At 65.3% G+C, this 26,669-nt stretch carries 26 protein-coding genes; 8 read left to right on the plus strand and 18 right to left on the minus strand.

The window, feature by feature from the left end; translation table 11 throughout:
* Window position 1: 1 nt before the first annotated feature.
* Complete coding sequence (locus tag QA642_RS44055; RefSeq protein WP_283082391.1) at window positions 2-1,474, plus strand: amidase; 1,473 nt, start codon at window positions 2-4, stop codon at window positions 1,472-1,474.
* Between the two features lie 162 nt (window positions 1,475-1,636).
* Window positions 1,637-1,990, plus strand: coding sequence for a nuclear transport factor 2 family protein (locus QA642_RS44060; RefSeq protein ID WP_283082392.1), 354 nt, complete (start codon window positions 1,637-1,639; stop codon window positions 1,988-1,990).
* 149 nt (window positions 1,991-2,139) lie between these two features.
* Here the strand turns inward: QA642_RS44060 and QA642_RS44065 are convergent, their stop codons facing one another.
* On the minus strand, window positions 2,140-3,228 hold the full coding sequence (locus QA642_RS44065) for a Zn-dependent alcohol dehydrogenase (RefSeq protein ID WP_283082393.1): 1,089 nt from the start codon (window positions 3,226-3,228) through the stop codon (window positions 2,140-2,142).
* A 210-nt stretch (window positions 3,229-3,438) separates the two neighbouring features.
* Entirely contained in the window at window positions 3,439-5,223 is a 1,785-nt protein-coding gene (locus tag QA642_RS44070) for an acyl-CoA dehydrogenase family protein (protein WP_283082394.1), read from the minus strand.
* Window positions 5,224-5,445: 222 nt separating this feature from the next.
* On the opposite strand from QA642_RS44070, the gene QA642_RS44075 reads away from it, so the two are divergent.
* Together QA642_RS44075 and QA642_RS44080 are read left to right on the plus strand one after the other, a co-directional pair.
* Complete coding sequence (locus QA642_RS44075; protein ID WP_283082395.1) at window positions 5,446-6,147, plus strand: SDR family NAD(P)-dependent oxidoreductase; 702 nt, start codon at window positions 5,446-5,448, stop codon at window positions 6,145-6,147.
* Between the two features lie 140 nt (window positions 6,148-6,287).
* Window positions 6,288-7,118, plus strand: coding sequence for an enoyl-CoA hydratase (locus tag QA642_RS44080; protein WP_283082396.1), 831 nt, complete (start codon window positions 6,288-6,290; stop codon window positions 7,116-7,118).
* A 92-nt stretch (window positions 7,119-7,210) separates the two neighbouring features.
* Here QA642_RS44080 and QA642_RS44085 read toward each other — a convergent pair whose 3' ends face one another.
* Complete coding sequence (locus QA642_RS44085) at window positions 7,211-8,101, minus strand: LysR family transcriptional regulator (RefSeq protein WP_283082397.1); 891 nt, start codon at window positions 8,099-8,101, stop codon at window positions 7,211-7,213.
* 119 nt (window positions 8,102-8,220) lie between these two features.
* Between QA642_RS44085 and QA642_RS44090 the strand changes: the two genes are divergently transcribed.
* On the plus strand, window positions 8,221-9,063 hold the full coding sequence (locus QA642_RS44090; RefSeq protein ID WP_283087104.1) for an oxidoreductase: 843 nt from the start codon (window positions 8,221-8,223) through the stop codon (window positions 9,061-9,063).
* Window positions 9,064-9,114: 51 nt separating this feature from the next.
* Here the strand turns inward: QA642_RS44090 and QA642_RS44095 are convergent, their stop codons facing one another.
* Both QA642_RS44095 and QA642_RS44100 read right to left on the minus strand, forming a co-directional pair.
* On the minus strand, window positions 9,115-9,738 hold the full coding sequence (locus tag QA642_RS44095) for a GNAT family N-acetyltransferase (protein ID WP_283082398.1): 624 nt from the start codon (window positions 9,736-9,738) through the stop codon (window positions 9,115-9,117).
* 80 nt (window positions 9,739-9,818) lie between these two features.
* Complete coding sequence (locus tag QA642_RS44100; protein ID WP_283082399.1) at window positions 9,819-10,022, minus strand: DUF1127 domain-containing protein; 204 nt, start codon at window positions 10,020-10,022, stop codon at window positions 9,819-9,821.
* Window positions 10,023-10,132: 110 nt separating this feature from the next.
* Between QA642_RS44100 and QA642_RS44105 the strand changes: the two genes are divergently transcribed.
* Both QA642_RS44105 and QA642_RS44110 read left to right on the plus strand, forming a co-directional pair.
* Window positions 10,133-11,032, plus strand: coding sequence for a transcriptional regulator GcvA (locus QA642_RS44105; protein WP_283082400.1), 900 nt, complete (start codon window positions 10,133-10,135; stop codon window positions 11,030-11,032).
* Window positions 11,033-11,175: 143 nt separating this feature from the next.
* A complete protein-coding gene (locus QA642_RS44110) occupies window positions 11,176-12,501 on the plus strand; it encodes an MFS transporter (protein ID WP_283082401.1) in 1,326 nt (441 codons plus the stop codon).
* Window positions 12,502-12,670: 169 nt separating this feature from the next.
* Here QA642_RS44110 and QA642_RS44115 read toward each other — a convergent pair whose 3' ends face one another.
* Genes QA642_RS44115 through QA642_RS44125 form a run of 3 tightly spaced genes read right to left on the minus strand, consistent with a single transcriptional unit; the run spans window position 12,671 to window position 15,330 of the window.
* The gene (locus QA642_RS44115; protein ID WP_036040510.1) at window positions 12,671-13,084 is read right to left on the minus strand and encodes a Rieske (2Fe-2S) protein; all 414 of its coding nucleotides are present in this window, start codon (window positions 13,082-13,084) and stop codon (window positions 12,671-12,673) included.
* Between the two features lie 49 nt (window positions 13,085-13,133).
* Window positions 13,134-14,246 (minus strand): amidohydrolase family protein, encoded by a 1,113-nt coding sequence (locus QA642_RS44120; RefSeq protein WP_283082402.1) that lies wholly within the window; start codon window positions 14,244-14,246, stop codon window positions 13,134-13,136.
* A 25-nt stretch (window positions 14,247-14,271) separates the two neighbouring features.
* Window positions 14,272-15,330 (minus strand): amidohydrolase family protein, encoded by a 1,059-nt coding sequence (locus QA642_RS44125; RefSeq protein WP_283082403.1) that lies wholly within the window; start codon window positions 15,328-15,330, stop codon window positions 14,272-14,274.
* Between the two features lie 142 nt (window positions 15,331-15,472).
* On the opposite strand from QA642_RS44125, the gene QA642_RS44130 reads away from it, so the two are divergent.
* Window positions 15,473-15,955, plus strand: coding sequence for a CinA family protein (locus QA642_RS44130; RefSeq protein ID WP_283082404.1), 483 nt, complete (start codon window positions 15,473-15,475; stop codon window positions 15,953-15,955).
* 168 nt (window positions 15,956-16,123) lie between these two features.
* On the opposite strand, the gene QA642_RS44135 is transcribed toward QA642_RS44130, so the two are convergent.
* The 10 genes from QA642_RS44135 to QA642_RS44180 form a co-directional block, all read right to left on the minus strand.
* A complete protein-coding gene (locus QA642_RS44135; RefSeq protein ID WP_283082405.1) occupies window positions 16,124-16,399 on the minus strand; it encodes a DUF1488 family protein in 276 nt (91 codons plus the stop codon).
* A 103-nt stretch (window positions 16,400-16,502) separates the two neighbouring features.
* Window positions 16,503-17,114 carry a tetratricopeptide repeat protein gene (locus tag QA642_RS44140; RefSeq protein ID WP_283082406.1) on the minus strand — a complete coding sequence of 204 codons (612 nt, stop codon included), beginning with the start codon at window positions 17,112-17,114 and terminating at the stop codon, window positions 16,503-16,505.
* A gap of 121 nt (window positions 17,115-17,235) precedes the next feature.
* Window positions 17,236-18,705, minus strand: coding sequence for an AMP nucleosidase (locus QA642_RS44145; RefSeq protein ID WP_283082407.1), 1,470 nt, complete (start codon window positions 18,703-18,705; stop codon window positions 17,236-17,238).
* Window positions 18,706-18,931: 226 nt separating this feature from the next.
* Window positions 18,932-20,266, minus strand: a complete 1,335-nt coding sequence (locus QA642_RS44150; protein ID WP_283082408.1) for an HlyD family type I secretion periplasmic adaptor subunit — start codon at window positions 20,264-20,266, stop codon at window positions 18,932-18,934.
* A complete protein-coding gene (locus QA642_RS44155; protein WP_283082409.1) occupies window positions 20,263-22,008 on the minus strand; it encodes a type I secretion system permease/ATPase in 1,746 nt (581 codons plus the stop codon). The genes QA642_RS44150 and QA642_RS44155 overlap by 4 nt, the downstream gene beginning before the upstream one ends.
* Window positions 22,009-22,262: 254 nt before the next feature.
* Complete coding sequence (locus tag QA642_RS44160) at window positions 22,263-22,532, minus strand: GlsB/YeaQ/YmgE family stress response membrane protein (protein ID WP_283082410.1); 270 nt, start codon at window positions 22,530-22,532, stop codon at window positions 22,263-22,265.
* A 484-nt stretch (window positions 22,533-23,016) separates the two neighbouring features.
* The gene (locus QA642_RS44165) at window positions 23,017-23,991 is read right to left on the minus strand and encodes an ABC transporter ATP-binding protein (RefSeq protein WP_283082411.1); all 975 of its coding nucleotides are present in this window, start codon (window positions 23,989-23,991) and stop codon (window positions 23,017-23,019) included.
* Window positions 23,988-25,403, minus strand: a complete 1,416-nt coding sequence (locus QA642_RS44170; protein WP_283082412.1) for an amidase — start codon at window positions 25,401-25,403, stop codon at window positions 23,988-23,990. The genes QA642_RS44165 and QA642_RS44170 overlap by 4 nt, the downstream gene beginning before the upstream one ends.
* Window positions 25,400-25,597, minus strand: coding sequence for a hypothetical protein (locus QA642_RS44175; protein ID WP_283082413.1), 198 nt, complete (start codon window positions 25,595-25,597; stop codon window positions 25,400-25,402). The genes QA642_RS44170 and QA642_RS44175 overlap by 4 nt, the downstream gene beginning before the upstream one ends.
* On the minus strand, window positions 25,594-26,655 hold the full coding sequence (locus QA642_RS44180; protein WP_283082414.1) for an oligopeptide/dipeptide ABC transporter ATP-binding protein: 1,062 nt from the start codon (window positions 26,653-26,655) through the stop codon (window positions 25,594-25,596). The genes QA642_RS44175 and QA642_RS44180 overlap by 4 nt, the downstream gene beginning before the upstream one ends.
* Between the last annotated feature and the right edge of the window lie 14 nt (window positions 26,656-26,669).

Genomic DNA, 26,669 nt, shown 5'->3' on the forward strand with positions numbered 1-26,669 from the left:
CGTGGCCAAATCGGAATGGAGCTACAAGAGTGCGGTCGAGCTGTCGGCCGCGTTGACCGCAAAGAAGGTCTCAGCGGTCGAGCTCACGCAGGATGCGATCGATCGCATCGAACGGCATGACGGCAAGATCAATGCGATCTGCGTGCGAGATTTCGACCGTGCGCTGAGCGCCGCGCGCGAGGCAGACGCCGCATTGGCCCGCGGCGAGCGCAAGCCGTTGCTGGGCCTACCCATGACGGTGAAGGAATCCTACAACATCGCCGGCCTGCCGACGACCTGGGGCATTCCCGCGCACGAGGATTTCATCGCCAAGGAAGACGCGCTGCCGGTCACGCGCGTAAAGGACGCCGGCACCATCGTCCTCGGCAAGACCAACGTGCCGGTCGTGCTCAGCGACTGGCAGAGCTACAACGACATCTACGGCACCACCAACAACCCCTACGATCTCGGCCGCACACCCGGCGGCTCCTCCGGCGGTTCGTCGGCCGCGCTCGCCGCGGGCTATGGCCCGCTGTCGATCGGCTCCGACATCGGCGGCTCGCTGCGCGTGCCGGCGTTCCATTGCGGCATCTATGCGCACAAACCGACCTTCAACCTTCTTGCAGTGCGCGGGCATGTCGCGCCGCCGGCGCCGCCACTGCCGTTCGAGCGCGATCTCTCGGTGATTGGCCCGATGGCACGCAGTGCCGCCGATCTGTCACTTGTGCTCGACGTCATGGCCGGCCCCGACCCGATCGAAGCCGGCATCGCCTACAAGCTCGATCTTCCCGCAGCGCGCCACGCCGCATTCAGGGATTTTCGCGTGCTGGTGATCGACAGCGATCCGGTGCTGCCGACCGACACGGCGGTGCGCGGCATGATCAACACGCTTGCCGACAAGCTCGCCAAGGCGGGTGTGAAGGTCGAGCGCAGCAGTCCGCTGCTGCCGGACTTCGCGGCGTCATCGCGACTCTATATGCGGATGCTGATGTCGTTCCTTGCCGCGAGTTTTGCGCCCGATGTCTATGCCGGCGCCAAGGCGGCCGCGGCGGCGCTGCCCGAGGGCGACAACAGCCTCGCCGCCGAACGGCTGCGCGGCATCGCGCTCAGCCATCGCGACTGGGTGGCGGCAAATGCCGGCCGCACCCGGCTGCGCGCGCAATGGCGCGAGCTTTTCAAGACCTTCGACGCGGTGATCTGCCCGGTGATGCCGACGGCCGCCTATCCGCACGACCATTCGCCGGACCAGGAACAGCGCCGGATCAAGATCGACGGCAAGGAGCACGTCTATACCGACCAGCTCGCCTGGCCCGGCATCGCGACGCTGCCCGGCCTGCCCTCGACCGCAATCCCCACCGGCTTTGCGCCGGATGGGCTGCCGATCGGCGTCCAGATCGTCGGCCCGTGGCTGGAGGATCGCACGCCCCTAAAGCTGGCCGAGCTGATCGAGCGCGAATTCGGCGGGTTCGTGCCGCCGAAGATGTTTGATGATTGATGCCTCCTCGTCATTGCGAGCGCAGCGAAGCAATCAAGAGTCTTTCGACGGCAACAGCCTGGATTGCTTCGTCGCTTCGCTCCTCGCAATGACGGAGTGAAACAATATCGAGATTCCGGGTTCGCGCTTCGCGCGCCCCGGAATGACAGGGAGTGAAACGTCATGAGCCAGGACCTCGAGCAGCTCACAGCGCTCAACCGCGACTACATCGCCGCCGTGCAAAACTGCGACGTCGAACGTTTCGACGAGATCCTGGCGCCGGAATTCTACTGCTCCAATCCCGACAAGACGCTGGTCGACCGCGCCGCCTTCCTGGAGCAGACCGCGCGGCCGATCGCGATCCGCAATCTGCACGCGTACGACGTCGTCATCCGCATCATGGGCGACTTCGCCATCATCCACGCGGCGACGAGCTACACCACCGCGGACGGCCAGCAGGCGACCGGGCGATACACCGATTGCTGGGCAAAGCAGAACGGCAAGTGGCTGGCGGTGTCCGCGCACGTGTCGCGGTGAGCGAGGACATATCGGCCGCGCACTCTCCACTGTCATGCCCCGGCTTGACCGGGCATCCAGTACTCCGTGGCGGTAGTTCATTCACACCACTGGCGCCGCGGAGTACTGGATCGCCCGGTCGAGCCGGGCGATGACACCTGTGTTGCGGCTCAGCTATCAAACACAATCACGCTGCGCAGCGTTTTGCCGGCTTTCATGTTGGCAAAGCCCTCGTTGATCTCGGAGAGCTTCAGCTTGGCCGAGATCCAGTCCTCCAGGTGCAGCCGGCCGCGCAGGTAGAAATCGACCAGGCGCGGCATGTCGACGCGAAAATGGTTGGAGCCCATCGAGGAGCCCTGGATCCTGCGCTCGCGCAAGAAGTCGAAACCATGCAGCTCGATCTTCTGGCCGAACGGGATCATGCCGACGATGGTGGCGGTGCCGCCCGCGGCGAGCATGGCGAAGGCCTGCTCGGCGGTTTCCTTGCGGCCGAGCACCTCGAAGGCGTGCTGCACGCCGCCATTGGTGAGGTCGCGCACCTGTTTCACGACGTCGCCGTCGGCGGGATTGATGATGTCGGTCGCGCCCAGCTTGGTCGCGAGCTGGAGCTTTGCCGGATTGGTATCGATGGCGATGATGCGACCGGCACCGGCGATCTGTGCGCCGTTGATCGCGGCCATGCCGACGCCGCCGCAGCCGATCACCGCAACTGTCTCCCCCGCCGTCACCTTCGCCGTGTTCACCACCGCGCCGTAGCCGGTGATGACGCCGCAGCCGATCAGCGCGGCGAGGTCGAGCGGCATCTCTTTCCTGATTTTGACGATCGCGTTCTCGTGCACCAGCATCTGTTCGGCGAAGGACGACAGATTGAGGAACTGGTTCAGCTTCTCCGGCCTGTTCCACTGCATCCGATTGGACGCGCCCGGCAGCATCTTCACCGTGGTGTCGGTGCAGAGCACGGTGCGGCCCGTGGTGCAATTGTCGCAGGTGCCGCAGAACACGGACAGGCACGTGACGACGTGGTCGCCCGGCTTCACATAGGTGACGTCGGAGCCGACCTGTTCGACGATGCCGGCGGATTCGTGACCGAGCACCGCGGGCAGCGGATGCGGATAGAGGCCTTCCATGAAGTGCAGGTCGGAATGGCAGAGGCCGGCGACCGCGGTGCGGATCAGCACCTCGCGCGGGCCGGGCTTCGGCAGGCTGACATCCTCGATGACCAGGGGCGTGTTGACTTCATAGAGGACGGCGGCCTTCATCGGTGTTTCCTCATTGTTATGATTGTCGTTGAGCGGTCGTTTCCACCTCTCCCATAGGGAGAGGTCGGAAGCGCATCGACAGATGCGATTCCGGGTGAGGGGTTCAGGTCTCTCGTTGGAGCGCACCCCCTCACCCGGATCGCACTGGACGATGCTTCGCATCGCCAGGAGCGATCCGACCTCTCCCTTCGGGAGAGGCGAGAAGAGAGCCTACGCTGCCAGAACCAGTTCGCCAACCTCGCTCATGCCGGCATCGCGATCACCCAGCAGCAGCGCCGCGATCTTCGCCTGCGCCGCATTTTCCGTCAGCCGGAACGGATCGCTCGGCGTCACGCGATGGTCGATGACGAGGCGCGACAGCAGCAACCGGCGCGCATCGCCGCGCATTGCGTGGATGCGATGCGCTTCCCAGGCGAGCGCGACGGCGCTGGCGACATGATAGAGCAGGCTGGTGGCGCGGCGCGCGTCGGCCTCATTCTCGGATTTGCCCGCGACCTCGCGCGCGAAGCCGACGGCACGACCGGTGAGCCCGCGCAAATTGTCGCGCCAGGCCTGCGGCACGGAGACACTGTCATCGAGCCGCGCGTGCAGGTCGGCGGCGAGTGCGGATTCGGCGCCGTGGCGGCCGACGGCGCGACGGAGAGCATCAATGGCGACGATATTGCCGGTGCCTTCCCAGACCGAGCCGAGATGCGCGTCGCGCAGCAGGCGCGGCGTCGCGAACTCCTCGATATAGCCGATGCCGCCGCGCATCTCGAGCGCATCGCCGCAGACCTTTCGCGCATCGCGCGTCGCGCGGAATTTCAGTGTCGGCGTCAGGATGCGCAGAAGCGCCGCAGCATCCTGGCTGCCGGCTTCCGCGCGGTCCAGCGCGTCAGCGGTGAGAAAGCTCATCGACAGCGCCTGCTCGACCGGCAGCATGATCTTCAGCATCTGCCGCCGTCCGAGCGGCAGGTCGATGATGCGGCTGCCGAACACCACGCGGTTCTTCGCCACCGTCATGGCGTCATGATAGGCGCGGCGCATCAGCGCGGTGGACTTGACGCCGTTGGAGAGCCGCGAGGAGTTCACCATCTCGGCCATCTGCACGAAGCCGCGGTCGAGCTTGCCGACGGCGTAGGCGATCGCGCCTTCCAGCTTGATCTCACCTGATGCCATCGAGCGGGTGCCGAGCTTGTCCTTCAGGCGCACGATCCGGTAGTGGTTCTGCGCGCCGTCGTCGAGGAAGCGTGGCATCAGGAACAGGCCGACACCGCGCGTGCCGGGGCCCGCGCCTTCAGGGCGCGCGAGCAGCATCACCACCTTGGCGTCGGCATTCGAGCAGAACCATTTCTCGCCGTAGAGCCGCCAATGGTCGCCTTCCTGCACCGCGCGCGTCGTCAGCGTGCCGACATCGGAGCCGCCCTCCTTCTCGGTCATGAACTGGCCGCCTTGCGTCAGCTTGCTCATGTCGGTCGAGGTCAGGCCGTCGAGATACTTTGCTTTCAGCGCCTCGTCGCCGAAAGTTGCGAGCAGCTTGGCGCAGCCGTCGGTGACGTTGATCGGGCAGCCCATGCCGAATTCGGTCTGGTTGAACAGGATGGTGAAGGCGTGCTTGGCGACGACAGGATATTTGTCCGGCCAGCCCATGATGCCCTTGCGGATCGAGAGCGCGTGGATGCCGAACTCGCCGAATGCGGCGTTCTCCAGCTCGCGATAGGCCGGGTGATATTCGATCCACTGCACGTCGCGGCCGAACTTGTCGCGCTGGTGCAGCACCGGCGTGTGCCTGTCGGCCAGCCGCGCGCATTCGTCGAGATGACCGCCGGCGAGCTCGCCGAGGCGGTCGAGATGCGGCTCGATGTGGCGGAACAGATTGTCCGGCAGATGGATGCGTAAAAGGTCCGTCAACGCGGGATCGGCGCGGTAGAAATTCATGCCCGTGGTATCGGGCGCCAGCAGGCCCGATGGCTCGGCCGCGACATGTTTCGGCTGCGCTGTGACCGGCTTGGGCATGATCGTCCTCTTCGTTTCCGCCCGGCGGCAATTCTTATCGCTTGCCGCTTTGGATGATGTCGATCATGCTCCGATCGCAAAGGCGGATAAAGCCGCAAATTGTCAGGGAGGCATGATCGCCGTGAAGGAGCAATTCGCTCTGCGGAATTGTGATCGACCCGTCTGGTCGTCCGCGCAGGCCATGCATAGATCAGCGGCGTCCCGTCCCCGAGAGATCACCCCATGGAACACCCGAAATACAAGATCGCGCTCATCGTCGGTGCCGGCGAAGGCCTGAGCGCCTCGCTGGCGCGGCTGTTGTCCGCGCAAGGCATCCGCGTCGCGCTGGCCGCGCGCAAGGTCGAGAAGCTGGGCGCGCTCTGCACCGAGACCGGCGCGAAAGCCTATGCCTGCAACGCGACCGAGCCTGACGAGGTCGAGCGCCTGTTCGGCCTCGTCGAACGCGAGATCGGCACGCCCGACCTCGTCGTCTACAATGCCTCTGGCCGCTCGCGCGGCCCCTTCGTCGATCTCGTGCCGGCCGAGGTCGCGAACGCGATCGCGGTCAGCGCCTATGGCGGCTTCCTGGTGGCGCAGCAGGCGGCAAAACGCATGCTGCCGAACAAGCACGGCGCGATCCTGTTCACAGGCGCTTCGGCGAGCGTCAAGGGCTACGCGCAATCCGCGCCGTTCGCGATGGGCAAGTTCGCGCTGCGCGGCCTCGCGCAGAGCCTGGCGCGCGAATTGTCGCCGCAGGGCATCCACATCGCGCATTTCGTGATCGACGGCGGCATCCGCAGCGCGGCGCGGACTGAACCTGCCGACAAGCCGGATTCGATGCTCGATCCCGACGCGATCGCGGAGAGCTACTGGAACGTGCTGCAACAGCCGCGCAGCGCCTGGAGCTGGGAGATCGAGCTGCGGCCCTGGGTGGAGAAGTTTTAAATTGAGTTTGTCATTCAGGGGCGATGCGAAGCTGCCGTAGGGTGGGCAAAGGCGCGTAGCGCCGTGCCCACGATCTCGAACTTAAGAACCAATGGTGGGCACGCTGCGCTTTGCCCACCCTACGAGAGCAGGGAGGAACAATGAGCAGCGAAACCACCATCGACACCGGCACCAACGAACTCCTCTGCGTCATCCGCGACCGCGTCGCCGTGATCACGCTGAACCGGCCGGAGGCGCGCAACTCGCTGTCGGACACGCTGACGCCGGCACTGCGGACGATGATCCGCACCTGCGGCGAAAGCCCTGATGTCGGCGCGCTGCTGCTCACCGGGGCGGACGAGGCGTTCTGCGCCGGCGGCAACGTCAAGGGCATGGGCGCGCATCGCGATCCGAAGAAGCTAGAAATGTCGTTCGACGACAAGGTCGCCGATCTCCAGGAGCGGCAGCGGCTGCTCACCGGCGCGCTAGTGTCGGTACGCAAGCCGACCATCGCCGCCCTGCCCGGCCCCGCGGTTGGCGCGGGGCTCGCCATCGCGATGGCTTGCGACATCCGCATCGCCGCGCAATCGGCGTTTGTCACCACCGGCTATGCCCGGGTCGCGCTGTCCGGTGACTACGGCATCGCCTGGCTGCTGACACGGCTGGTCGGTACCTCGCGTGCGCGCGAATTGATGTTCACCGGCGACCGCGTCGATGCCGCGCGGGCCGAGGCGATCGGCCTCGTCAACCGCGTCGTGCCCGACGACCAGCTGCAGGCCGAGGCCTTCGCGCTGGCAAAGTCGCTCGCCGAAGGCCCGCGCCTCGCGCTGCGCTACATGAAGGACAATCTCGACGAGGCCCTGCTGTTCGACTTCGAGACCGCCAGGGATCATGAGGCCGAACGGCTGATCCGCCTCACCACGACCGCCGATCACAAGGAGGCGGTGCAGGCGTTCATCGAGAAGCGCAAGGCGGTGTTCACGGGAAAGTAGCGCGTTATCCGTAGCCCGGATGAAGCGCAGCGTAATCCGGGACGGTCCGCGATGGCGGCACGAATCCCGGATTGCGCTTCGCTCCATCCGGGCTACCCCGCAGGCGCCCGCGCGAAATCCACGAACGCGCGCAGCGCGGCCGGCAATTGGCGACGGCTCGGATAGTACAGGAAGAAGCCGGGATAGGCCGGGCACCAGTCGGCGAGCACGCGCATTAGCTTGCGTTTCGCCAGCAACGCTTCGACCTGCTGCTCGAAGACATAGGCGAGGCCGGCGCCGTCGAGCGCGGCATCGACCATCAGGTCCTGGTCGTTCATCGTCAGCGGGCCGGTGACGTCGATGGCGAGCTCGATGCCGCCGCGCTCGAACTCCCAGTGATAGAGCGCGCCTGACGTGAAGCGGTAGCGGATGCAGGGCAGGTTTTTCAGGTCGTGCGGCGTGCCTGGGGCCTTGTGCGATTTGAAGAAGGCGGGCGAGCCGACCACGGCGAAGCGGTGCCGGGGGCCGATCGGCACCGCGATCATGTCGGCGGCGATCGTCTCGCCGAAGCGCACGCCGGCATCGAAGCCGGCCGCGACCATGTCGATCAGGGCATCGTTGATGACGAGCTCGACGCTGACGTCGGGGAATTCCTTCAGGAAGCGCGTCACAATCGGCAGCAGCACGAGCTGCGCCGACTGGCGCGCGGCGGTGAAGCGCAGCGTCCCGGTGGGCTTGCCGCGGAAATTGTTGAGGTCTTCCAGCGCATCGTCGATATCGCGGAAGGCCGGCGTGATGCGGGCGAATAACCGCTCGCCGGCCTCGGTCAGCGCCACGCTGCGGGTGGTGCGATTCACCAGCCGCAGACCCAGCCGCTCCTCGATATTGCGCAAGCCGTGCGACAGCGCCGACGGCGTGACGCCGAGCTCGGTCGCCGCCGCGCGAAAACTGCGGTGGCGGGCAATGGCGAGGAAGGTCGCGAGGTCGGACGGGTCGATCCGCATTGATGAATTTCACTCAACAGCTCGCAAAATATATAGCGGATTATCTCAGCTATGGCGAGCCGCTACACCTTGCCCATCGGCTTCGGCAATCGCCGGGCCCAAATGGAAAGAGCAACACCATGCGTGTCTGGTTCATCACAGGAGCATCCCGCGGATTTGGCGCACTGATCGCCGAGGCAGCCTTGAAGGCCGGCGATGCCGTGGTCGCGACCGCGCGCGATTCGTCGACCGTCACCGCACGGCTCGGCAGCCACGAGCGGCTGCTCGCCACCCGGCTCGACGTCACCAGCGAGGCCGAAGCGCATGAGGCCGCCGGCCAGGCCGTGGAGAAGTTCGGCCGCATCGACATCCTCGTCAACAATGCCGGCTACGGCCTGCTCGGCGCGATCGAGGAGGCCAGCAACGCGGAAACGCAAAAGCTGTTCAGCACGAACGTGTTCGGCCTGCTCGGTGTCACCCGCGCGGTGCTGCCGCATATGCGCCGCCAGCGCGCGGGCCACGTCATCAACATCTCGTCGGTCGGCGGCTACGCCGGCTATCCCGGCTGGGGCGTTTATGGCGCGACCAAGTTCGCGGTCGAAGGCATCAGCGAAGCGCTGGCCGGCGAAGTCGCGCCGCTCGGCATCAAGGTCACCGTGGTCGAGCCCGGCTTTTTCCGCACCGACTTCCTCGACGAGACCTCGCTGTCGCGCACCGCGCAGGTGATCGACGATTATCATGAGAGCGTCGGCAAGACCCGCGCGCACGCGGCCGACGTCAATGGCGGCCAGCGCGGCGATCCGCGCAAGCTGGCGCAGGCCTTCCTGAAGCTGGTCGATGCGAAGAATCCGCCGCTGCGGCTGCCGCTCGGCAGCGACACCGTGGAGCGGATCGAAGCCAAGAACACGTTCGTGGCGCGGGAGCTGGCAGGATGGCGGTCGGTCGCGACCTCGACCGATTTCACCGACGACGCTGCAAAGTAAAGGCAAAAAAACGCCCGGCGCTGGCTTGGCCAGGCCGGGCTCGGAGTGGTGTCAGGCCGAGGCTGAGGGGTTATCGGCCTGACGGGAAAGAGCAGCGAGGCGCCAGCTCGCGCAGGGAATGTCCTTCGGCGCGACGTTGATCTCCTTGTCGAAGCGCACCAGCTTCCAGTCGTCGGGATGGTTGACGAAGGCAAAGCCGGATTTGCGCGCGAGCGCGATCATGCTCTCGTTGGAGCGCAGCGTGTCGCCGAACATGTGCTCGGCGCCGAGCGCGGCGGCACGGCATTCGAGATTCTTCATCAGCGCAGTGGCGATGCCATGGCCCTGCCAGCGATCGTCGACCGACAGGCCGAACTCGAGCGTCGAGGTCTCGGCATGGAAGGCATAGCGGGCCTCGGCGACGATGGTCTCGAAACCGTCGACCATCTTGGTCGCGACCACCGTGAATCGTTCGTGCGCTCCAACGTCGAGGAATTCGCTCAGCAGGCCCTTCGGCAATTCGCTGATCGCGCCGAAGAATCGGTTGTAGCGCGAGCGGGTCGTGAGCGAGCGGAAATAGTGCTGAAGCTCCTCGGTGTCGCGCGGCTCGACGAAGCGAACGTCGACCACCTCGCCGTTACGCGTGCGCAGCGTGTCCGAATGTTGATTCAGGTCTTCCAGGCGAAGCGTGCTCATGACACATGCCCCCAAAGGGACCAGAGGAAGAAGGGACCGCCGGCGCCCCCACAGTCAGGCGGCGCCGGCCTGGCGGCCTATCAGGCCCGCCAGAAGGGTTTCTCAGCCTCGTAGGCAATGTCGGACCACGACAGCCCGACGTCGTGGAGGTCGCGGGCGGTCCAGTTGGTGAGCTCGCGCCGGGTCCGGTAGCGCTCGTGCCAGACGTGAAGCGTCTCGCCGATCTGCTGGATCAGGCCGGGTGCATGATGATTTGTCATCGAATTGTCGGTCAGCGTAGACATTTTCAGCTCCTCGAGCTAACTTAACCGCTAATATCTGCCTCCCGACGCGCTGCGACAAACGACAATTTGTACCTTTTCGCATGAAATAAGCTCATGCATCCTGCTGCCAAATGACTGCCAGATTGCCTTCCCTGAACGGATTGCGGGCGTTTGAGGCCGCTGCGCGCCATCTCAGCTTCACGCTGGCGGCGTCGGAGCTGAACGTGACCCAGACCGCGATCAGCCATCAGATCCGGCGGCTCGAGGAGGAGCTCGGCATCCGCCTGTTCATCCGGCAGAACCGCGCGCTGGCGCTGACGCCGGAGGCGCGCGACTACCTCCCGGGCGTCCGCGCCGCCTTCAACGACCTGCGTCTTGCCACCGACCGCCTGCTGCGCAAGGACGACGACAAGGTGCTGACGGTCTCGACCTTGGCATCGCTCGCCGCCAAATGGCTGCTGCCGCGGCTGACCGATTTCCAGGAGCAGCATCCCGGCATCGACGTCCGGATCACGACATCGACGAGCCTCGTCGACTTCCAGCGCGACAACGTCGATGCCGCGATCCGCTACGGCCGCGGGCAATGGCCGGGCCTACGCGCCGACTGGCTGATGGCCGACGAGTTGTTTCCGGTGTGCAGCCCGTCACTGCTGCGCGGCGACAAGCCGCTGCGCCAGCCCGAGGATCTGCGCGGCTATCCGCTGCTGCACACCTCCAACGCCAACAGCGACGATTGGCGGCTGTGGCTGACCGCGGCTGGCCTGCCGGCCGATATCGCGCGGCAGCCCGGCATCACCTTCGACATGATCTTCATGACCATCCAGGCCGCGATCGACGGCATTGGCGTTGCGATGGGGCGGACCTCCTACGTCCAGGACGACATCGCCAAGGGCCGGCTGGTCGTCCCCTTCAAGATCGCGCTGCCAGCCGATGCCGGCTTCTACCTGGTTGCGCCGGAGGGCCGCCGCGAGGCGCCGAAGCTTGCCGCCTTCCGCCAATGGCTGGTCGCTGCAACGCAAAATAAAGCCTGAAAAATCATCAGCTTCCGCGGCAAATTCAATTGACTCGCAGCCCCTCGCGCGGGAAGGGGTAAGACAGATTGTCGCAGCATCAATCTGTCGCCTTGCCGTGAAATGAGTTCCGGTCCGGCCACGTCTCGAAGGGGAGCAACGCCATGGCTGGACCAACAACCAATCCGCCCGCAATCAAGTCGCGCATCGGCGCGATCCTGCGTGCCACTAGCGGCAATTTCCTGGAGCAGTTCGACTTCTTCCTGTTCGGCTTCTATGCCGCCGCGATCGGCAAGGCGTTCTTCCCCTCGACCAACGAGACCGCGTCCTTGCTCAATACGTTCGGCGTGTTCTGGCTCGGCGCGTTGATGCGCCCCGTCGGTGCGATCGTGCTGGGGGCCTATATCGACCGCATCGGCCGCCGCCAGGGGCTGATCGTCACGCTGGGAATCATGGCGTTCGGCACCGTCGTGATTGCGTTCTGCCCGAGCTATGCGACCATCGGCATCGCGGCGCCGGTCATCGTGCTGATCGGCCGCCTGCTGCAGGGTTTTTCGGCCGGCGTCGAGCTCGGCGGCGTGTCGGTCTATCTCGCGGAGATCTCGACACCAGGCAATCGCGGCTTCTACACCTCATTCCAGTCGTCGAGCCAGCAGGTCGCGATCTTCGTCGCCTCGATCCTCGGCTACATCCTCTCCGAACTGATGCCGGCCGATACCGTGGCGTCCTGGGGCTGGCGCATTCCCTTCTTCGTCGGCTGCCTGATCATTCCCCTGATCTTCTTCCTGCGGCGGACGCTGGAGGAAACGCCCGCATTCCTCGCGATGAAGAAGCATCCGACCGCGAGCGAGGTGTTCGCCTCTGCGCTCGCCAACTGGCGCATCGTCATCCTCGGCATGATGATCGCGATCCTGACCACGACGACGTTCTACTTCGTCACCGTGTACACCCCGACCTTCGGCAAGACCGTGCTGAAACTGTCGACGCAGGACGCGCTGCTGGTGACGCTGCTGGTCGCCGTCACCAATTTCATCTGGAATCCGGTCGGTGGCGCGCTGTCCGATCGCATCGGCCGCAAGCCGGTGCTGATCGCCATCGCGACCCTGGCACTGCTCACGGCCTATCCGGCGCTGTCCTGGCTGGTGGCGGCGCCGACCTTCGGCAAGCTGCTTGCGGTCGAGATGATGTTCTCGTTCTATTTCGGCATGTACAGCGGCACCATGCTCGGTGCCCTCGTCGAGATCGTGCCGGCGCATGTGCGCACCACCTGCTTTTCGCTGGCCTTCGCGCTCGCCGCCGCGCTGTTCGGCACCTTCACACCGTTCGCCTCGACCTGGTTGATCGAGCAGACCGGCAACAAGGCCGCACCCGGCGCCTGGCTGATGTTCGCGGCCGTGCTCGGCATCATCGCAGCGCTGATCGTCTATCGCGGCGGCGGCAAGACGGTGCCGACGTATGATCCGGTGGCGGAGCCGGTTGCTGGGCATTGATGGTCTGCCTTCACCTCTCCCCGCTTGCGGGGAGAGATCCAATTCGATCCCAGATCGAATTCGGGTGAGGGGGTACAGGTCCTTCAGGGATCTCACGTGTGGAGAGAAGCCCCTCACCCCAACCCTCTCCCCGTAAGAACGGGGCGAGTGGGCGCACCGTCGGTGCCGCCTACAGCTCCACCACCACGTAATCGCTCTCGACCTTCACCGGGATCGTCTCCGCAACATACGGCCCCTTCACCACGCTCGCGCCCGGCTCGACATGGGCCGGATAGGCCTTCACGCGGAAGCGGCGGGGGTCGCAATAGGACTGGCCGGTGCGGATGTCGAACTCCCAGCCGTGCCACGGGCAGCGAATGATCTCACCCAGCTTGGTATATTCGATCTCGCCGGGATTGCTCGACTGCGCGAGGCCGATCAGCGGACCCTCGCACAGCGCCGCGCCCTGATGCGGGCAGCGGTTCATCAGGCCGAAATATTCGCCCTTGATGTTGAAGACCGCGATCGGCCGGCCGTCGATCTCCAGAAATTTTCGCGTGCCCGGCGGAAGCTCATCGACCGCGGCAATCACATGCCGCGCCATTATGTCTTCCGCTTGGTCTGATCGAAAAGCCGCTTCACACTTTTTCGGATCATGCGGCGATCCCGTACAGCTTCTTCGCATTACCGAGATAGAACGCCTCGCGATTGGATTCGCTGACGCCCGCCGGCAGCACGCGCGACGGCTCGTCATAATCCCAATGCGGATAGTCGGTCGCGAACAAGAGCCGATCCCAGCCGATCCATTTGATGACGTCGAACAGATCTTCGCGCCGTTCAGGATCTTCCATCGGCTGCGTCGTCCACCACACCTGCTCGCGGATATATTCGGACGGCGGCCGCTTCACATGCGGCACCTCGCTGCGCAGCCGCTGCCAGGCCTTGTCGAGCCGCCACGCCAGTGACGGTGCCCAGCCGAAGCCGGCTTCGATCATCACCATCTTCAATTTTGGGAAGCGCTCGAACACGCCCTCGAGTACGAGGCTCGCCAACGCCGATTGCTGGCACTGCGAGTGGCCGACCATTTCCTCGATGTAGTAGGACGGCCAGCCCGACGGCGTGATCGGGTTGCCGCCGAAGCCAAACGCGTGCACGCCGACAGGAAGGCCGGCCTCTTCCGCGGCCTGATAGATCGGCCAGTAGCGGCGCTGGCCGAGCGGCTCGACATTGCGACTGAGTAAGAGAACCTGCACAAAATTCTTGTCGCCGGCCCGTTCGCGGATCTCGGCTGCGGCCGACAGGCCGTCCTCATTGCCGACGACGATCGACGCCTTCAGCCGCTTGTCCTTGCTGGTCCATTTGTCAATCTGCCAGTCGTTGATCGCCGAGCACAGCGCAGCCGAAAGCTCGTGATTGCGGATGCCCTGCCCCGTGTTGAGTGGATTGAGCACGCCAAGCTGGACATTGTTGGGATCGAGCAGCTGCTCCTGCATGAAGGAAAGCGAGGAGCCCTGCGGCCCACCCTCCGGCGGATAGGCGTCGCGACGCGAGGCGTTGGGCTGGGCTTTTGGATAGGGCGGGCCTTCCATCATGCCCTGATAGGCATGGACGCCGTAGACTTCGAGATGATGCTGCCAGCGTTTGGCGAGGTACGGATAGAGCTCGGTGCGGGTGGCGCGTGCCGGATGGATGTCACAGTCCGCAATCGCGGTTTTCGTCGTCAGGGGGGAAGCGGCTTCTTGGCTCTCGCGGAACTGAATATTCATCGCCTTGCCTCCTTTGGCAGCGGGCTCACGTCAGGCGGGGATAGGTTGCATGCGGATTGTCGATCATGATCTTGCGCACGAGATCGGGGGACAGACCTTCGGGCAGCGCGTCCTGGGCGTCGAACTGCCAGTGCGGATAGTCCGTGGAGAATAGGACCAATTCGTCGGACTGCATATGATCAAACAGGCGAATTAATGTCTCAGGTTGCGGCGGCACATCAAAAGGCTGTAACGAGAAGCGGATGTTGCTGCGCACAATCTCCAGCGGCGCGCGATCGACCCACGGCGTTTCCATCCGCACCCCGCGCCAGAACTTGTGCAGGCGCCAGAGATAGGGCGCAATCCAGGAGACGCCGGATTCCAGCATCACCATTTTCAGCCGCGGATATTTTGCGAACACGCCCTCAACGATGAGACTGGTGAGCTGGGTCTGGAACGCCTGGGCCTGACCGACATAATCCTCGATGTGGTAGGAACCCCACCCCACAGCGGTCGGCGGATTGTGATAGGCGGAACCGGCGTGGATGCCGACAGCAAGTTCCAGCCGTTCCGCGGCCTCATAGATCGGCCACAGCGCGCGCTTGCCGAGCGGGATGTCGCCCATCACGAGCATCAGCACCTGCACGAAGCGCTTGTCCGCCGCGCAGCGCTCGATCTCGGCGACTGATTTCTCGACGCTCTGCGTCGGGATCACGATCGAGCCCCGCAGCCGCGAATCACGATCGAGCCATTCCTTGACGAGCCAATCGTTCAGCGCGCGGCAGAAGGCTGCCTGCATGTCCTCGGAAAATACCATCTGCACGCCGTAGAGCGGATTGCAGATGGCAAGCTCGAGCTGGAAGGGATCGAGCACATGGCGCTGCATGTCCTCAAGGCTTTCGCCCGGCTTGCCAGTCTCAGGACGCCAGTCAGGGCGCGCCACGATTGGCGAGTTCTTCGGGTAGGATTGCGAGACGAGATCGACCATGCCGCGCGTCGTCACCTGATCGCGCCAATAGTCGCTCAGGTACGGCAGCAAGCTGGTCAGATGCGGCACGGCCGGATGCACATCGCAATCCACCCCGCCGGCGATCAGGGACGCCATGACGTCTCCTTCACGTTTCCTCGTCTTGTCTTGTTCTCTCCGCCATTGAAGCAGGCCTGCCCCTCGCCCGCAACTCGGCCAAGGCTTCTGTCATATGCTAGGAAGGCTGAGCTCAGTTGCGAAGGCATATGGGGTCAAAGGGATGAAAGAGCTCGTCGGCATTGCGGAACAGGTCGCGGCCAAACTGATCGCGCGCAAACAGACCATTGCTGTCGCCGAATCCTCCGCCGGCGGCCTGATCGCGGCGAGCCTGCTCGCGGTGCCCGGCGCCTCCGCCTATTTCCTCGGTGGCGCCGTGGTCTACACCCGCGATGCCAGGCGCGTGCTGATGGATATTTCAGATGAAGGAATGAAGGGCTTTCGTTCCTCATCCGAGCCCTACGCGAAACTGCTCGCCGAACGGATGCGCAGCCGCTTCAGCTCCGACTGGGGCCTCTCGGAGACCGGCGCCGCCGGCCCCACCGGCAACCGCTACGGCGACGCCGCCGGCCACAGCTGCATGGCGGTCGCAGGGCCCGCGGCGGAGGTGATGACGCTGGAGACTGATAGCAGCGACCGGTTTGCGAACATGCAGGTGTTTGCGGCAACCGCGCTGAGGTTGTTGCTGAGGAAGCTTGAGGGGTGAGGCTGCCGCGCCGGTGAGCGTGTCGGGACCGTCTCGCCACCAACAATCCTGTCATCGCCCGCCTTCGGGCGATCCAGTACTCCGCGGTGGCTGTGATTGAATCGATAGGCCTCGGAGTGCTGGATGCCCCGGTCAAGCCGGGGCATGACAGCGGTGGGCGGGCAGACACTACCTTCCCAGATGCCGCATGAAAATCCGCACCACATAGCCCTGCACCCTCGGCGCCTCGTCGTAAATGTCCGACGCGATGCGCTCGATGGTTTCGCGCAGCGACAGGAACTGCGCCTGGCGCGCGCTGCCTTCGGTGCCTTGCATGCCCGCGAGCTCGTCCATCGCGGCATCAGAGATCTGGCACTGCACGACCTCGTCGTCACGCATCATCGTGAAGCGAAAGGCCAGCCGTTCGAGATCATGGCCGATGATTCTGTCGCGCAAGAGTGGCATCAAGTCGTCCCTGTCGCGCCCCGCGCCGGACAATGCTGAAATTTTGACGACTTGTCACCATGTCTGGAGTGGCTTGGCTTCGCGGCCAACCCACCCCGCGCGTTCAGTACACGAGCGCCGTGCCGGTCGGCTTCTCCAGCGCCGCAGCCAGGGATTTGTACTCATCGCAAGCGGTCCCGCAAATGGCGGCAATCCGGTTCAGATGATACATCGCCTGCTCGCGATTGCCCTGCTCGAGCTGCCAGAGCCCATAATACTGCCAGGTCAGCACGTGGTTCGGATCAGCCTTGAGCGCACGCTGGTACCAGACCTGCGACTGCTCGTAATCGCCGAGCTTGCGATAGGAATAGCCGATGAGGTTGGCGACGTTCGGATGGTCGTCATGGCCGAGCGACTTCAGTTGCGCGATCGCGGCCGCATAGTCGTTGCGCTCGTAGATCGTGTCATAGGCGACGCGATAGCCGGCCGCGAATGCGGGATCGCCGATGCTGGACTGGTTGTTCGGCTTCTTGCCCTTCTGCGTTGCCCTGCTGCCCGGGCGCTTCGGATAGGTCGGCTGCGGTTTCTGATCCGAATAGGCGCCGGCATAGGGATCGGTGCCACCGCCGCCTCCACCACCTCCGCCTCCGCCTCCGCCGGCGGCCAGCGCTGGCGCGTTCAACAAGGCTGCCGCAAACGTACCCAGCGCGACGAGCCTGATCATCGTCGTGAGCATCTCGGTCTCCTGTCCTGTTTCTAGCGGCCCCGGACGAGGTGATAACCCTGTCGTGGCAGCAATATTCCAGGACGCTGTGTTCACGGAGACGTCAGCGTTCATGCGGCAGGTCTGTTGTCCCTTACTGGAATGCGACTTCGGCAAAGCTTCGGAGTTTTCGCGAGTGCAGCCGCTCCGATTCCTGCTGCTTGAGCCGCTCCAGCGCCTTCAGGCCGATCTCGAGATGCTGGCCGACGCGGCGGCGGTAGAATTCGCTGGCCATGCCCGCGAGCTTGATCTCGCCATGCAACGGCTTGTCGGAGACGCAGAGCAGTGTGCCGTAGGGGACGCGGAAGCGATAACCGTTGGCGGCGATCGCGGCCGATTCCATGTCGAGCGCGACCGCGCGCGATTGCGACATGCGGCGGATCACGTCGGGCCCGGAGATCTCCCAATTGCGGTTGTCGACGCTCGCCACCGTGCCGGTGCGCATCAGGCGTTTGAGCTCGAACCCCTCAAGCCCGGTGACATCCTCGACCGCTTGTTCGAGCGCGACCTGCATCTCGGCCAGCGCCGGGATCGGCACCCAGAGCGGCAGCTCGCGGTCGAGCACATGGTCCTCGCGCACATAGCCATGCGCGAGCACGTAATCACCGAGCCGCTGCGTGTTGCGTAGCCCTGCGCAATGGCCGAGCATCAGCCAGGCGTGCGGCCGAAGCACGGCGACGTGGTCGGTGACGTTGCGGGCGTTGGACGGGCCGGTGCCGATGTTGATCAGGCTGATACCGCGATAGCCCGGCGTGACAAGATGGAAGGCTGGCATCTGTGGCGCACGCACGGGCGCCGTCCCGCTGGTCGCACCGCCATTCTGCATGATCACATTGCCGGGCGCGACGAAGGAGTCGAGACCGGCCTCGCCCGACTGAAGCCGCTGCTGGCAGAGCTGCGCGAAAGCATCGACATAGAACTGGTAGTTGGTGAAAATGACAAAGTTCTGGAAATGCTCGGGATCGGTGCCGGTGTAGTGATAGAGTCGGCGCAGCGAATAATCGACGCGCGCCGCGCGGAACAGCGACAGCGGCTCGGGCGCGCCGGGCTGGAGCTCGAAGGTGCCGTCGGCGATGGAATCGTCCATGGTGGCGAGATCGGGCACGTCGAACGCATCGCGCAGCGATCGCGTGAGCGAGGAATTCTCGCTGGTGGTGATGGCGGCCTCGATATTGATGTCGCGGCGATAGGCGAAGTGGATCGGGATCGGCTCGGCGGATTCGCCGATCTCGACGGGAACGCCGTGGTTCTGGATCAGGAGACCGATCTGCTCGGTGAGGTAGGCGCGAAACAGGTCCGGCCGCGTCACGCTGGTCTCGTGCACGCCGGGTCCGGCGACGAAGCCATAGGCGAGCCGCGAATCCAGCCGGGCATGCGTCGCGGTGGTGACGCGGACGAAGGGATAATAGGCCCGCACCCGCGTCGTGACGGCTTCGCCGCCAACGTAAGCCTCGAATCGCTCGCGCAGGAATTTCGTGTTGCGCTCGTAGATCTCCTCGAGCCGGGCGACGGCGAGGTCAGCATCGGTGAAGGATTTGGTGGCGATGGAGGGGGGAGATTGCATGGTTCGACCGCCGGGTTGTGGGCTTGAGTCGAACTATAGCAAAGAAGGCGGCGCCGTAGGGTGGGCAAAGCGAAAGCGTGCCCACCACATGCGCGACGTGTGAAAGATGGTGGGCACGGCGCGTTGCGCCTTTGCCCGCCCTACGAGATCACACCGCTGTCATGCCCCGGCTTGAGCCGGGCGATGACAGCGAGCACGGAGCTCCGGAATCACGCGCTGTCGCGCGTCACTTCTCGCGGAAGGCCCGCATCAGCTGGTCGTGCAGCGGCTTCATCAGGTAGGACAGCATGGTGCGGTCGCCGGTCTGGACGAAGGCTTCGACGGGCATGCCGGGGATCAGCTTGACGTCGCCGAGGCGGGCGACCTCTTCGGCTGGCATCGAGACGCGGATGGTGTAGTAGCTCTGGCCGGTGCGCTGGTCGGTGGTGACGTCGGGCGAAACGCGGCTGACGACGCCGTTGAGCTCGGGCGTGGTGCGCTGGTTGAAGGCAGACAGGCGCAGCAGCGTCTTCTGGCCGATCTGGAGCTTGTCGATGTCGACCGGATTGACCTTGGCCTCGACCTGGAGATCGTCGGCCTGCGGCACGATCAGCATCAGCGTGTCGCCGGCGGTGACGACGCCGCCGACGGTGTGCACCGTCGATTGCAGCACCATGCCGTCCTGCGGCGCGCGGATATCGACACGGCGGAGCTGATCCTCGGCGGCGACCTTGCGCTCGATCAATTCGCCGATCTTGTCGTTGGTCTCGCGCAGATCCTTGGAAACCTCGCTGACCATGTCCTTGTCGACCTGGATGATCTGGAGCTCGGTCTCGGTGATCTTGCCCTTGGCCTGAGCGCGCGAGGCGATGTATTGCGCGCGCTCGCCATTGAGGCGGGCCGCATCGCGCTCGAGCTGGGTCAGACGCGAAATCTGCACCAGACGCTTGTCGTAGAGGTCGCGGACGCCGGTGAGCTCGTTCTGGACCAGCGCGATCTCCTTGTCCTTGGCCGTCTCCTGCGCTGACAGACCCTCGATCTCCTCGTTGAGCTGCAGGACGCGCTCGCGCAGCTGCGCCTTCTGGCCTGCGCGACCGTTGACGCGGACGTCGAACAGCTTGGTCTCAGCGGAGAGCAGCGCCTTGACATCGGGGTCGTCCGCGCGATCAAGCAGGGCCTTCGGAAACTCGATTCTGTCGATGCCGCGCTGCTCGGCCTGGAGGCGCGCCGTGCGTGCCTGCGCGGCGTCGAGATTCTTGACGACGATGGCGAGGTTCGCCCTGGTCACGGTGTCGTCGAGCCGCACCACAATGTCGCCGGCCTTGACCACGTCGCCGTCGCGGGCGCGCAGCTCGCCGACCACGCCGCCGGTCGGGTGCTGCACCTTCTTGACGTTGGATTCGACCACGATCTGACCGGGCGCGATCAGCGCGCCCGAGATCAGCACGGTGGATGCCCAGCCGCCGAGGCCGACGGCCAGCACCAGCACGATGCCGAGCCCGAGCATCAGGTGGAACCTGATCGACTGCCGCACCGTCTTCGTCGCCGCGGGTTTTGGCCCGCCAATGGCCACCGTGCTCATGCCTTGGCTCCGCCTTCGCTGACGACCTTGATCGGTGCCGCCGGCACCGCGCGCGGCTGGAGCACCTGGGCGAGCACCTGCTCCTTCGGACCGAAGGCCTGCATGCGGCCGTCGCGCAGCACCAGGATCTGGTCGACCGCCTCGACGCCGATCGGGCGGTGCGCCACCACGACGACGATCGCGCCGCGCTCACGCGCGGAGCGGATGGCGCGGGTCAGCGCCTCGTCGCCTTCGGTGTCGAGATTGGAATTGGGCTCGTCGAGCACGACCAGGAACGGATTGCCGTAGAGCGCGCGCGCCAGCGCCACGCGCTGCGCCTGGCCGGCGGACAGCGCAGCGCCCTGCTCGCCGACTTGCGTGTTGTAGCCCTCGCGCATCTTGATGATCATCTCGTGCACGCCGGCCTCTTTCGCCGCGGCGATGATGGCGTCGGACGTCGCCTCGGGATCGAACCGGCAGATGTTCTGCGCGATGGTGCCGCCGAACAGCTCGACGTCCTGCGGCAGATAGCCGATGTGGCGGCCGAGCGCGTCGGACGACCATTGGTCGAGCGCTGCGCCGTCGAGCCGGACCTTGCCGCGCACCGGCTGCCAGACGCCGACCAGGGCGCGGATCAGCGAGGACTTGCCGGAGCCGCTCGGCCCGATCACGCCGAGGCCGTTACCGGCCTGGAGTGCGAAGGTGACGTCCTGCACGATCAGGCGCTGGTCGCCCGGCGGCACCATGGCGACGCCTTCGACCGACAGGCGGCTGGTGGGCGCCTGCAACTGGGTCGGCATCGCTTGCGCCGGCATCTGCTCCAGGAGGCGCGTGAGGCGCTGCCAGCTCTGGCGCGCCGCGACGAAGGATTTCCAGTGCGCAATGGCAAGATCGACCGGCGCCAGCGCGCGGGCCGACAGGATCGAGCCGGCGATGATGATGCCGGCGGTCGCCTCCTGGTGGATGACGAGATAGGCGCCGACCGCGAGCACGGCCGATTGCAGCATCATGCGCAGCACCTTCGCGACCGCGCCGAGGCCGCCGGCGACGTCGCTCGCGCGCTGATTGCCGGCGAGGTATTTTTCGTTGGCCTCGCTCCAGCGCTGGTTCATGCGGCCGGCCATGCCCATCGACACCATGACCTCGGCGTTGCGGCGGCTTGCGGCGGCGAGATCGTTGCGCTGGGCGGCAAGGCCCATCGCCTCCTTCGCCGGCTGGCGGGACAGGAATTCGGTGACCAGCGTCAGCCCGACCAGAATGATGGCACCGACCAGGGCGGTGACGCCGATCATGACGTGGAAGGCGAAGCAGATGGCGAGGTAGAGCGGCAGCCAGGGCAGGTCGAAGAACGCGCTCGGGCCCATGCTGCCGAGGAAGGAGCGGACATTGTCGAGGTCGCGCAGCGGCTGCAGGCCCTCGTTGCGGCTGCCGACCAGCAACGGCAGGCGGACGATGGTGTCGAACACGCGCTTGTTAAGGGCGTCGTCCAGCGCGGTGCCGACCCGCCCGAGGATGCGGTTGCGGATCATGTCGAGCACGCCCTGCGCCATATAGAGGAAGCTGGCGAGGATGATCAGGCCGACCAGGGTCGGGATGCTGCGGCTCGGCAGCACCCGGTCATAGACCTCCAGCATGAAGATCGACCCGGTCAGATAGAGCAGGTTGATCATGCAGCTCATCAAGCCGACGCCGAGGAACGCCGTGCGACACGCGCGCAAGGCGTCACCGAGCTCTGAACGGCGGACGCCAGGTACGGCTGCCATCAGTCTGATCTCTTTCGGGTAAGGGGCAAAGCCCCTGATTTCACAGCTTCAGGGGGTACTCGACCGGGATTAACATCGTGTTCTCTCCTGCGATGAAACGCAGCCGAATTAATCCAGGACCCCGATGAGCCACATCTACCCCTGGTGGCGCCGCGCGCAAGTCCGGTGTTTCACAGGCTTTGCGGCTTTTTATAGCAGAGGTTTCCGCCTCGCCCCAGCGCGGAGAGAGGCGGAAGGTTCCGAACGGGGGGCGGCTAGAACCTGCCGCCGCCGCGCACCAGCCGAACCACCAGCAGCAGGATCACCGCGCCGATGGCGGAATAGACGATCTCGGACACGAGGCCCGTCCCGAGACGAATGCCGAGCTTGGGAAACAGGAAACTCGCCACCAGCGCGCCGGCGATGCCGACCACGATATCGCCGATGATGCCGAACCCGGTTCCGCGCACCACCTTGCCGGCGAGCCAGCCGGCCACCAGGCCGGCGAACAGGATGACAAGCAGGCCTTCGTTAGAAATGTACATCAGTTAAGTCCCTCTAAGTGAACGGCCCGCATGGAACGGGAACCGGGATGAATGGGGTCTGAATGCAGTTCCCCACGCCCCGGTTGCGACTGCGAAAACAAAAAACGTCGAAAACAACCCCATGCACAGTAGGAGCTGCGCCGGCGGTCGGTGCGAGGTGGAGTGTGACAACTGGGTGTTGTCGTGGAAGAATTTCGAGGAAGCGCGCAGTTCGACGTGAGGGACGCGTTGCGCGCTGATTTCGTCCGGAGTGACGGGCGCACTTCTCTCTCATTCCCTCCCCCCTTGCGGGGGAGGGGCAGGGAGAGGGGTACCACACGGGGACTCTCTCCGTGGCGCCGCTCCGCTCACCGCCGACAACGAATGCCTTTTGCTGGGCTACCCCTCTCCCCGCCCTCCCCGCAAGGGGGGAGGGAGCGCAATCGTGCGCTTGGTTGAAGCTCGGCTCACATTGACAAAACACGCTCGCCACGGAGCGCACCGGCTACGACGCCGCGACCTGCTCCGCCAGCACGCACCGCGCCGCCCGGCCCGGGCCCACCTCCACATTCGCGGGCAGCCGCTCCAGGCAGCGCGGCTCGGCGAGCTTGCAGCGGGGGGCGAAGGAGCAGTTGTGGGGCTTTTCGGCCAGCGACGGCGGGGTGCCGGGGATGGTTTCAAGGCGTGCGCCTCGCTTGGCGCCGTGGATGGTGGAGGCGAGCAGGCCCTTGGCATAGGGGTGCACGGGGCTGCGGACGATATCGCGTAGCGTCCCCTGCTCCACGATCTGGCCGGCATACATCACCGCGACGCGGTCGCAGATTTCGATGGCAACGCCGATGTCGTGGGTCACGAAGATCACGGACATGCCGAATTCGCGCTGCAATTCGCGCAGCAGCAGCAGGATCTGGATCTGCACGGTGGCATCGAGCGCGGTGGTCGGCTCGTCCGCGAGCAAGATCTTGGGCCGGCAGGCGAGCGCAAGCGCGATCATCGCGCGCTGGCGCATGCCGCCGGACATCTCGTGCGGATAGGCATCCAGCCGGCGCTTTGCCGAGGGGATGCGCACGACATCGAGCATTTCGAGCGCACGCGCGCGCCCTTCTGCAAAAGACTTGCCTTCATGGCGCACCACGCTCTCGGCGATCTGCGCGCCGATGGTGTAGACCGGATCGAGCGCCAGTGCCGGCTCCTGGAAGATCATGGAGACGGTCTGGCCACGGAACGACGACAGCTCCTCGTCGTTCATGGCGAGCACGTCGCGGCCCATCACGTTGACCTTGCCGGAAATCTGCGTGCGCTTCTTCGGCAACAGCCGCATTAGGGCACGCAGGGTCACGCTCTTGCCGGAACCGGACTCGCCGAGCAGGCCCAGCACCTCACTATTGCCAAGCGAGAGATTGAGATCGTTCACGGCATAGACCGTGCGCTCGCCGGTGAAGCGGATGTTGAGGCCTGAGATCTCGACGAGGTTGGTCATGACGGCAATTTCGGCAATCGATCGTGATAGTCGGTGACGCGCTGGAAGGCGGCGCCGATGGTGAGCAGGGTCGCCTCATCGAAGGAGCGGCCGATCAGCTGCATGCCGACAGGAAGGCCGCTCTTGGTGAAGCCGGACGGGATGGTGAGCGACGGCAGGCCCAAAAAGTTCACCGGGCGGGTGAACAGCGTCAGGCGCTGCACCATGGCCGGCGCGTTCGGCCCGCCGCCGACATCGCTCTCCTCGATGGTCGGCGCCGGGATCGGGGAAGCCGGTGCGATGATCGCATCGACGCTCGATGTCGCCGCGTTGTGCGCGGCGAGCGCGGGGCCGCGCCAGCGCATCGTTTCGAGATAGGTAATGGCGGGAACGGCGAGCCCGTTCTGAAGCCGCATCAACACTTGCGCGCCGTAATCCTGCGGACGCTCGATCATCCAGCGCTTGTGGAAAGCGGCCGCTTCCGCCGCGAGCACGAGCTGGCTCGCCGCGGACAATTGCCGCTGGTCCGGCAGCTCGACGGTGACGATGTCGGCGCCCTCGCGCTTGAGCACCGCGATGGTCTCGTCCAGCACGCGCGCGACCTCGGCGTCGAGATCATCGACATAGAACGACGCGGGGACGCCGATCTTGAGGCCCTTCAGCGAGCCCTTGGTCGCGCCGACATAGTCGGACAGCGGCTCGTGGCTGCAGGTGGCATCCGCGGGGTCCGCGCCGGCCATCAGCGCCAGCAGCAGCGCACAGTCCTCGGCAGTGCGGGCGAGCGGCCCGACGGTGTCGAGCGATTGCGACAGCGGCATCGCGCCGGCGCGGCTGATGCGGCCGACCGTCGTCTTCAGCCCGGTGACGCCGCAGAAATGCGCGGGCATGCGGATCGAGCCGCCGGTGTCCGAGCCGAGTGCGGCATAGGTCAGGCGCGCCGCGACCGCCGAGCCCGAGCCCGAGGACGAGCCGCCGGTGATATGGGCGACATTCCAGGGATTGCGCACCGGGCCGTAATGGGCGTTGTGGCCGGTCGGGCCATAGGCGAACTCGGCAAGATGCAGCGTGCCGAGGCGGACCTGCCCCGCATCCTTCAGCCGCTGCAAGGCGGTGGACGTCACCGTCGGCACGAAATCGCGGCGGATCAGCGAGCCGCAGGTCGCGACATGGCCGGCGTCGTAATACATGTCCTTGTGCGCGAGCGGCACGCCATGTAGCGGACCGCGGGAATTGCCCCTGGCGAGCTCGGCATCGGCGGCCTCAGCCGCCTTCAATGCGGATTCGGCTTCAACCGACATGAAGGCGTTGAGATGCGGCTGCCACTGCGCGATGCGGTGCAGCAGCGCGCGCGTCGCCTCATGCGAGGACACCTGCTTCATCGCGATCGCACGCGCGACCTCGGTGAGCGTCATCAAGGCAGGCTCAGTGCTCATTTCGACACCTTCTGCGTCTGCGCGACGGCATAAAGCGCGGGCTCGAGGTCGAACGGCAGCGTGCCGGCGATGGCTTCAAACCCCTCGAAGGCAGGCCCGATGGAATTGGAGATGCGCGCCGCGATCTCGTCGTCCACGGGGATGCCTGCGATCTGCGCGATCGGCTTGATCTCTTTCGGTGTCGGTCTCGTCATGCGTTTCCCTCTCTGGGCGCGCGGCTATGGCCTGAACCCGGAATCGCCATGTAGCACGCGGCCTCGTGGCCCATCTTATCCAGCGCAGTGAGCTTTGGTGTCGCATTTGCGCAGAGCGGCTCCGCAAACGGACAACGGGTGTGGAAGCGGCAGCCGGAGGGCGGGTCGATCGGATTGGGCGGATCGCCCGTGATCGGCGGCTTCTCGGTGCGCTTGTCGGGATCGGAGGACGGCATCGCAGCAAGCAGCGCACGCGTATAGGGATGCGCGGGGCTATCCCAGACCTGATCGACCGGGCCGAGCTCGACCACCTCGCCGAGATACATCACCAGCACGCGATCCGAGATGTAGCGGACGACATTGAGGTCGTGGCTGATGAAGAGATAGGTCAGGCCGAACTCGCGCTTGAGATCGGCGAGCAGGTTGAGCACCTGCGCCTCGACCGATTTGTCGAGCGCGGAGACGGCTTCGTCCAGGATCACCAGCCGCGGCGACAGCGCCAGCGCACGGGCAATGTTGACGCGCTGGCGCTGGCCGCCGGAGATCTCGTGCGGATAGCGGTTGGCGAAGTTTTCGGGGCGCAAGCCAACCTTGCCGAGCAGTTCTCGCGCCAGGGTGCGCGCCGCGCCGTCGGCCATGCCGTGCACCTTGGGGCCGAACGCGATGGATTCCTCGATGGTGAGGCGCGGATTGAGCGAAGCATAGGAATCCTGGAACACCATCTGCATGCCGCGGCGCAGCTCGCGCAGGCTCAGCGACTGGCCCACGGTCATGCCGTCATAGATGATGTCGCCGGTATCGCGCGGCATCAGATGCATCAGCAGGCGCGCGGTGGTGGACTTCCCGCAGCCGGACTCACCGACGATGCCGACGGTCTCGCCCTTGGCGACCGCGAAGGAGACGTTGTCGACGGCGCGCACGGTGCGCTTGGCTGCGAACAGCCCACCACGGACGGGAAAATGTTTTGTCAGGCCGTTGACCTGAAGCAACGGCTGCGCGACGCCGCCGCGGTCCTCGACTTGCTCCAGCATGGCGACGGAACTGTTGCTCTCGCTCATGGCCGCGCTCCCTG

Source organism: Bradyrhizobium sp. CB2312 (genome assembly GCF_029714425.1).
Lineage (GTDB): Bacteria > Pseudomonadota > Alphaproteobacteria > Rhizobiales > Xanthobacteraceae > Bradyrhizobium.

Excerpts from the sequence above, each read along its gene's own strand:
- QA642_RS44135 (WP_283082405.1), bottom strand. The coding sequence starts at position 16,399 with ATGCCACTCTTGCGCGACAGAATCATCGGCCATGATCTCGAACGGCTG.
- QA642_RS44065 (WP_283082393.1), bottom strand. The coding sequence starts at position 3,228 with ATGAAGGCCGCCGTCCTCTATGAAGTCAACACGCCCCTGGTCATCGAG.
- QA642_RS44155 (WP_283082409.1), bottom strand. The coding sequence starts at position 22,008 with ATGGCAGCCGTACCTGGCGTCCGCCGTTCAGAGCTCGGTGACGCCTTG.
- QA642_RS44115 (WP_036040510.1), bottom strand. The coding sequence starts at position 13,084 with ATGGCGCGGCATGTGATTGCCGCGGTCGATGAGCTTCCGCCGGGCACG.
- QA642_RS44150 (WP_283082408.1), bottom strand. The coding sequence starts at position 20,266 with ATGAGCACGGTGGCCATTGGCGGGCCAAAACCCGCGGCGACGAAGACG.
- QA642_RS44080 (WP_283082396.1), top strand. The coding sequence starts at position 6,288 with ATGAGCAGCGAAACCACCATCGACACCGGCACCAACGAACTCCTCTGC.
- QA642_RS44075 (WP_283082395.1), top strand. The coding sequence starts at position 5,446 with ATGGAACACCCGAAATACAAGATCGCGCTCATCGTCGGTGCCGGCGAA.
- QA642_RS44175 (WP_283082413.1), bottom strand. The coding sequence starts at position 25,597 with ATGACGAGACCGACACCGAAAGAGATCAAGCCGATCGCGCAGATCGCA.
- QA642_RS44120 (WP_283082402.1), bottom strand. The coding sequence starts at position 14,246 with ATGAATATTCAGTTCCGCGAGAGCCAAGAAGCCGCTTCCCCCCTGACG.
- QA642_RS44165 (WP_283082411.1), bottom strand. The coding sequence starts at position 23,991 with ATGACCAACCTCGTCGAGATCTCAGGCCTCAACATCCGCTTCACCGGC.
- QA642_RS44140 (WP_283082406.1), bottom strand. The coding sequence starts at position 17,114 with ATGCTCACGACGATGATCAGGCTCGTCGCGCTGGGTACGTTTGCGGCA.
- QA642_RS44130 (WP_283082404.1), top strand. The coding sequence starts at position 15,473 with ATGAAAGAGCTCGTCGGCATTGCGGAACAGGTCGCGGCCAAACTGATC.
- QA642_RS44110 (WP_283082401.1), top strand. The coding sequence starts at position 11,176 with ATGGCTGGACCAACAACCAATCCGCCCGCAATCAAGTCGCGCATCGGC.
- QA642_RS44085 (WP_283082397.1), bottom strand. The coding sequence starts at position 8,101 with ATGCGGATCGACCCGTCCGACCTCGCGACCTTCCTCGCCATTGCCCGC.
- QA642_RS44125 (WP_283082403.1), bottom strand. The coding sequence starts at position 15,330 with ATGGCGTCCCTGATCGCCGGCGGGGTGGATTGCGATGTGCATCCGGCC.
- QA642_RS44090 (WP_283087104.1), top strand. The coding sequence starts at position 8,221 with ATGCGTGTCTGGTTCATCACAGGAGCATCCCGCGGATTTGGCGCACTG.
- QA642_RS44180 (WP_283082414.1), bottom strand. The coding sequence starts at position 26,655 with ATGAGCGAGAGCAACAGTTCCGTCGCCATGCTGGAGCAAGTCGAGGAC.
- QA642_RS44060 (WP_283082392.1), top strand. The coding sequence starts at position 1,637 with ATGAGCCAGGACCTCGAGCAGCTCACAGCGCTCAACCGCGACTACATC.
- QA642_RS44105 (WP_283082400.1), top strand. The coding sequence starts at position 10,133 with ATGACTGCCAGATTGCCTTCCCTGAACGGATTGCGGGCGTTTGAGGCC.
- QA642_RS44070 (WP_283082394.1), bottom strand. The coding sequence starts at position 5,223 with ATGCCCAAGCCGGTCACAGCGCAGCCGAAACATGTCGCGGCCGAGCCA.
- QA642_RS44100 (WP_283082399.1), bottom strand. The coding sequence starts at position 10,022 with ATGTCTACGCTGACCGACAATTCGATGACAAATCATCATGCACCCGGC.
- QA642_RS44160 (WP_283082410.1), bottom strand. The coding sequence starts at position 22,532 with ATGTACATTTCTAACGAAGGCCTGCTTGTCATCCTGTTCGCCGGCCTG.
- QA642_RS44170 (WP_283082412.1), bottom strand. The coding sequence starts at position 25,403 with ATGAGCACTGAGCCTGCCTTGATGACGCTCACCGAGGTCGCGCGTGCG.
- QA642_RS44145 (WP_283082407.1), bottom strand. The coding sequence starts at position 18,705 with ATGCAATCTCCCCCCTCCATCGCCACCAAATCCTTCACCGATGCTGAC.
- QA642_RS44095 (WP_283082398.1), bottom strand. The coding sequence starts at position 9,738 with ATGAGCACGCTTCGCCTGGAAGACCTGAATCAACATTCGGACACGCTG.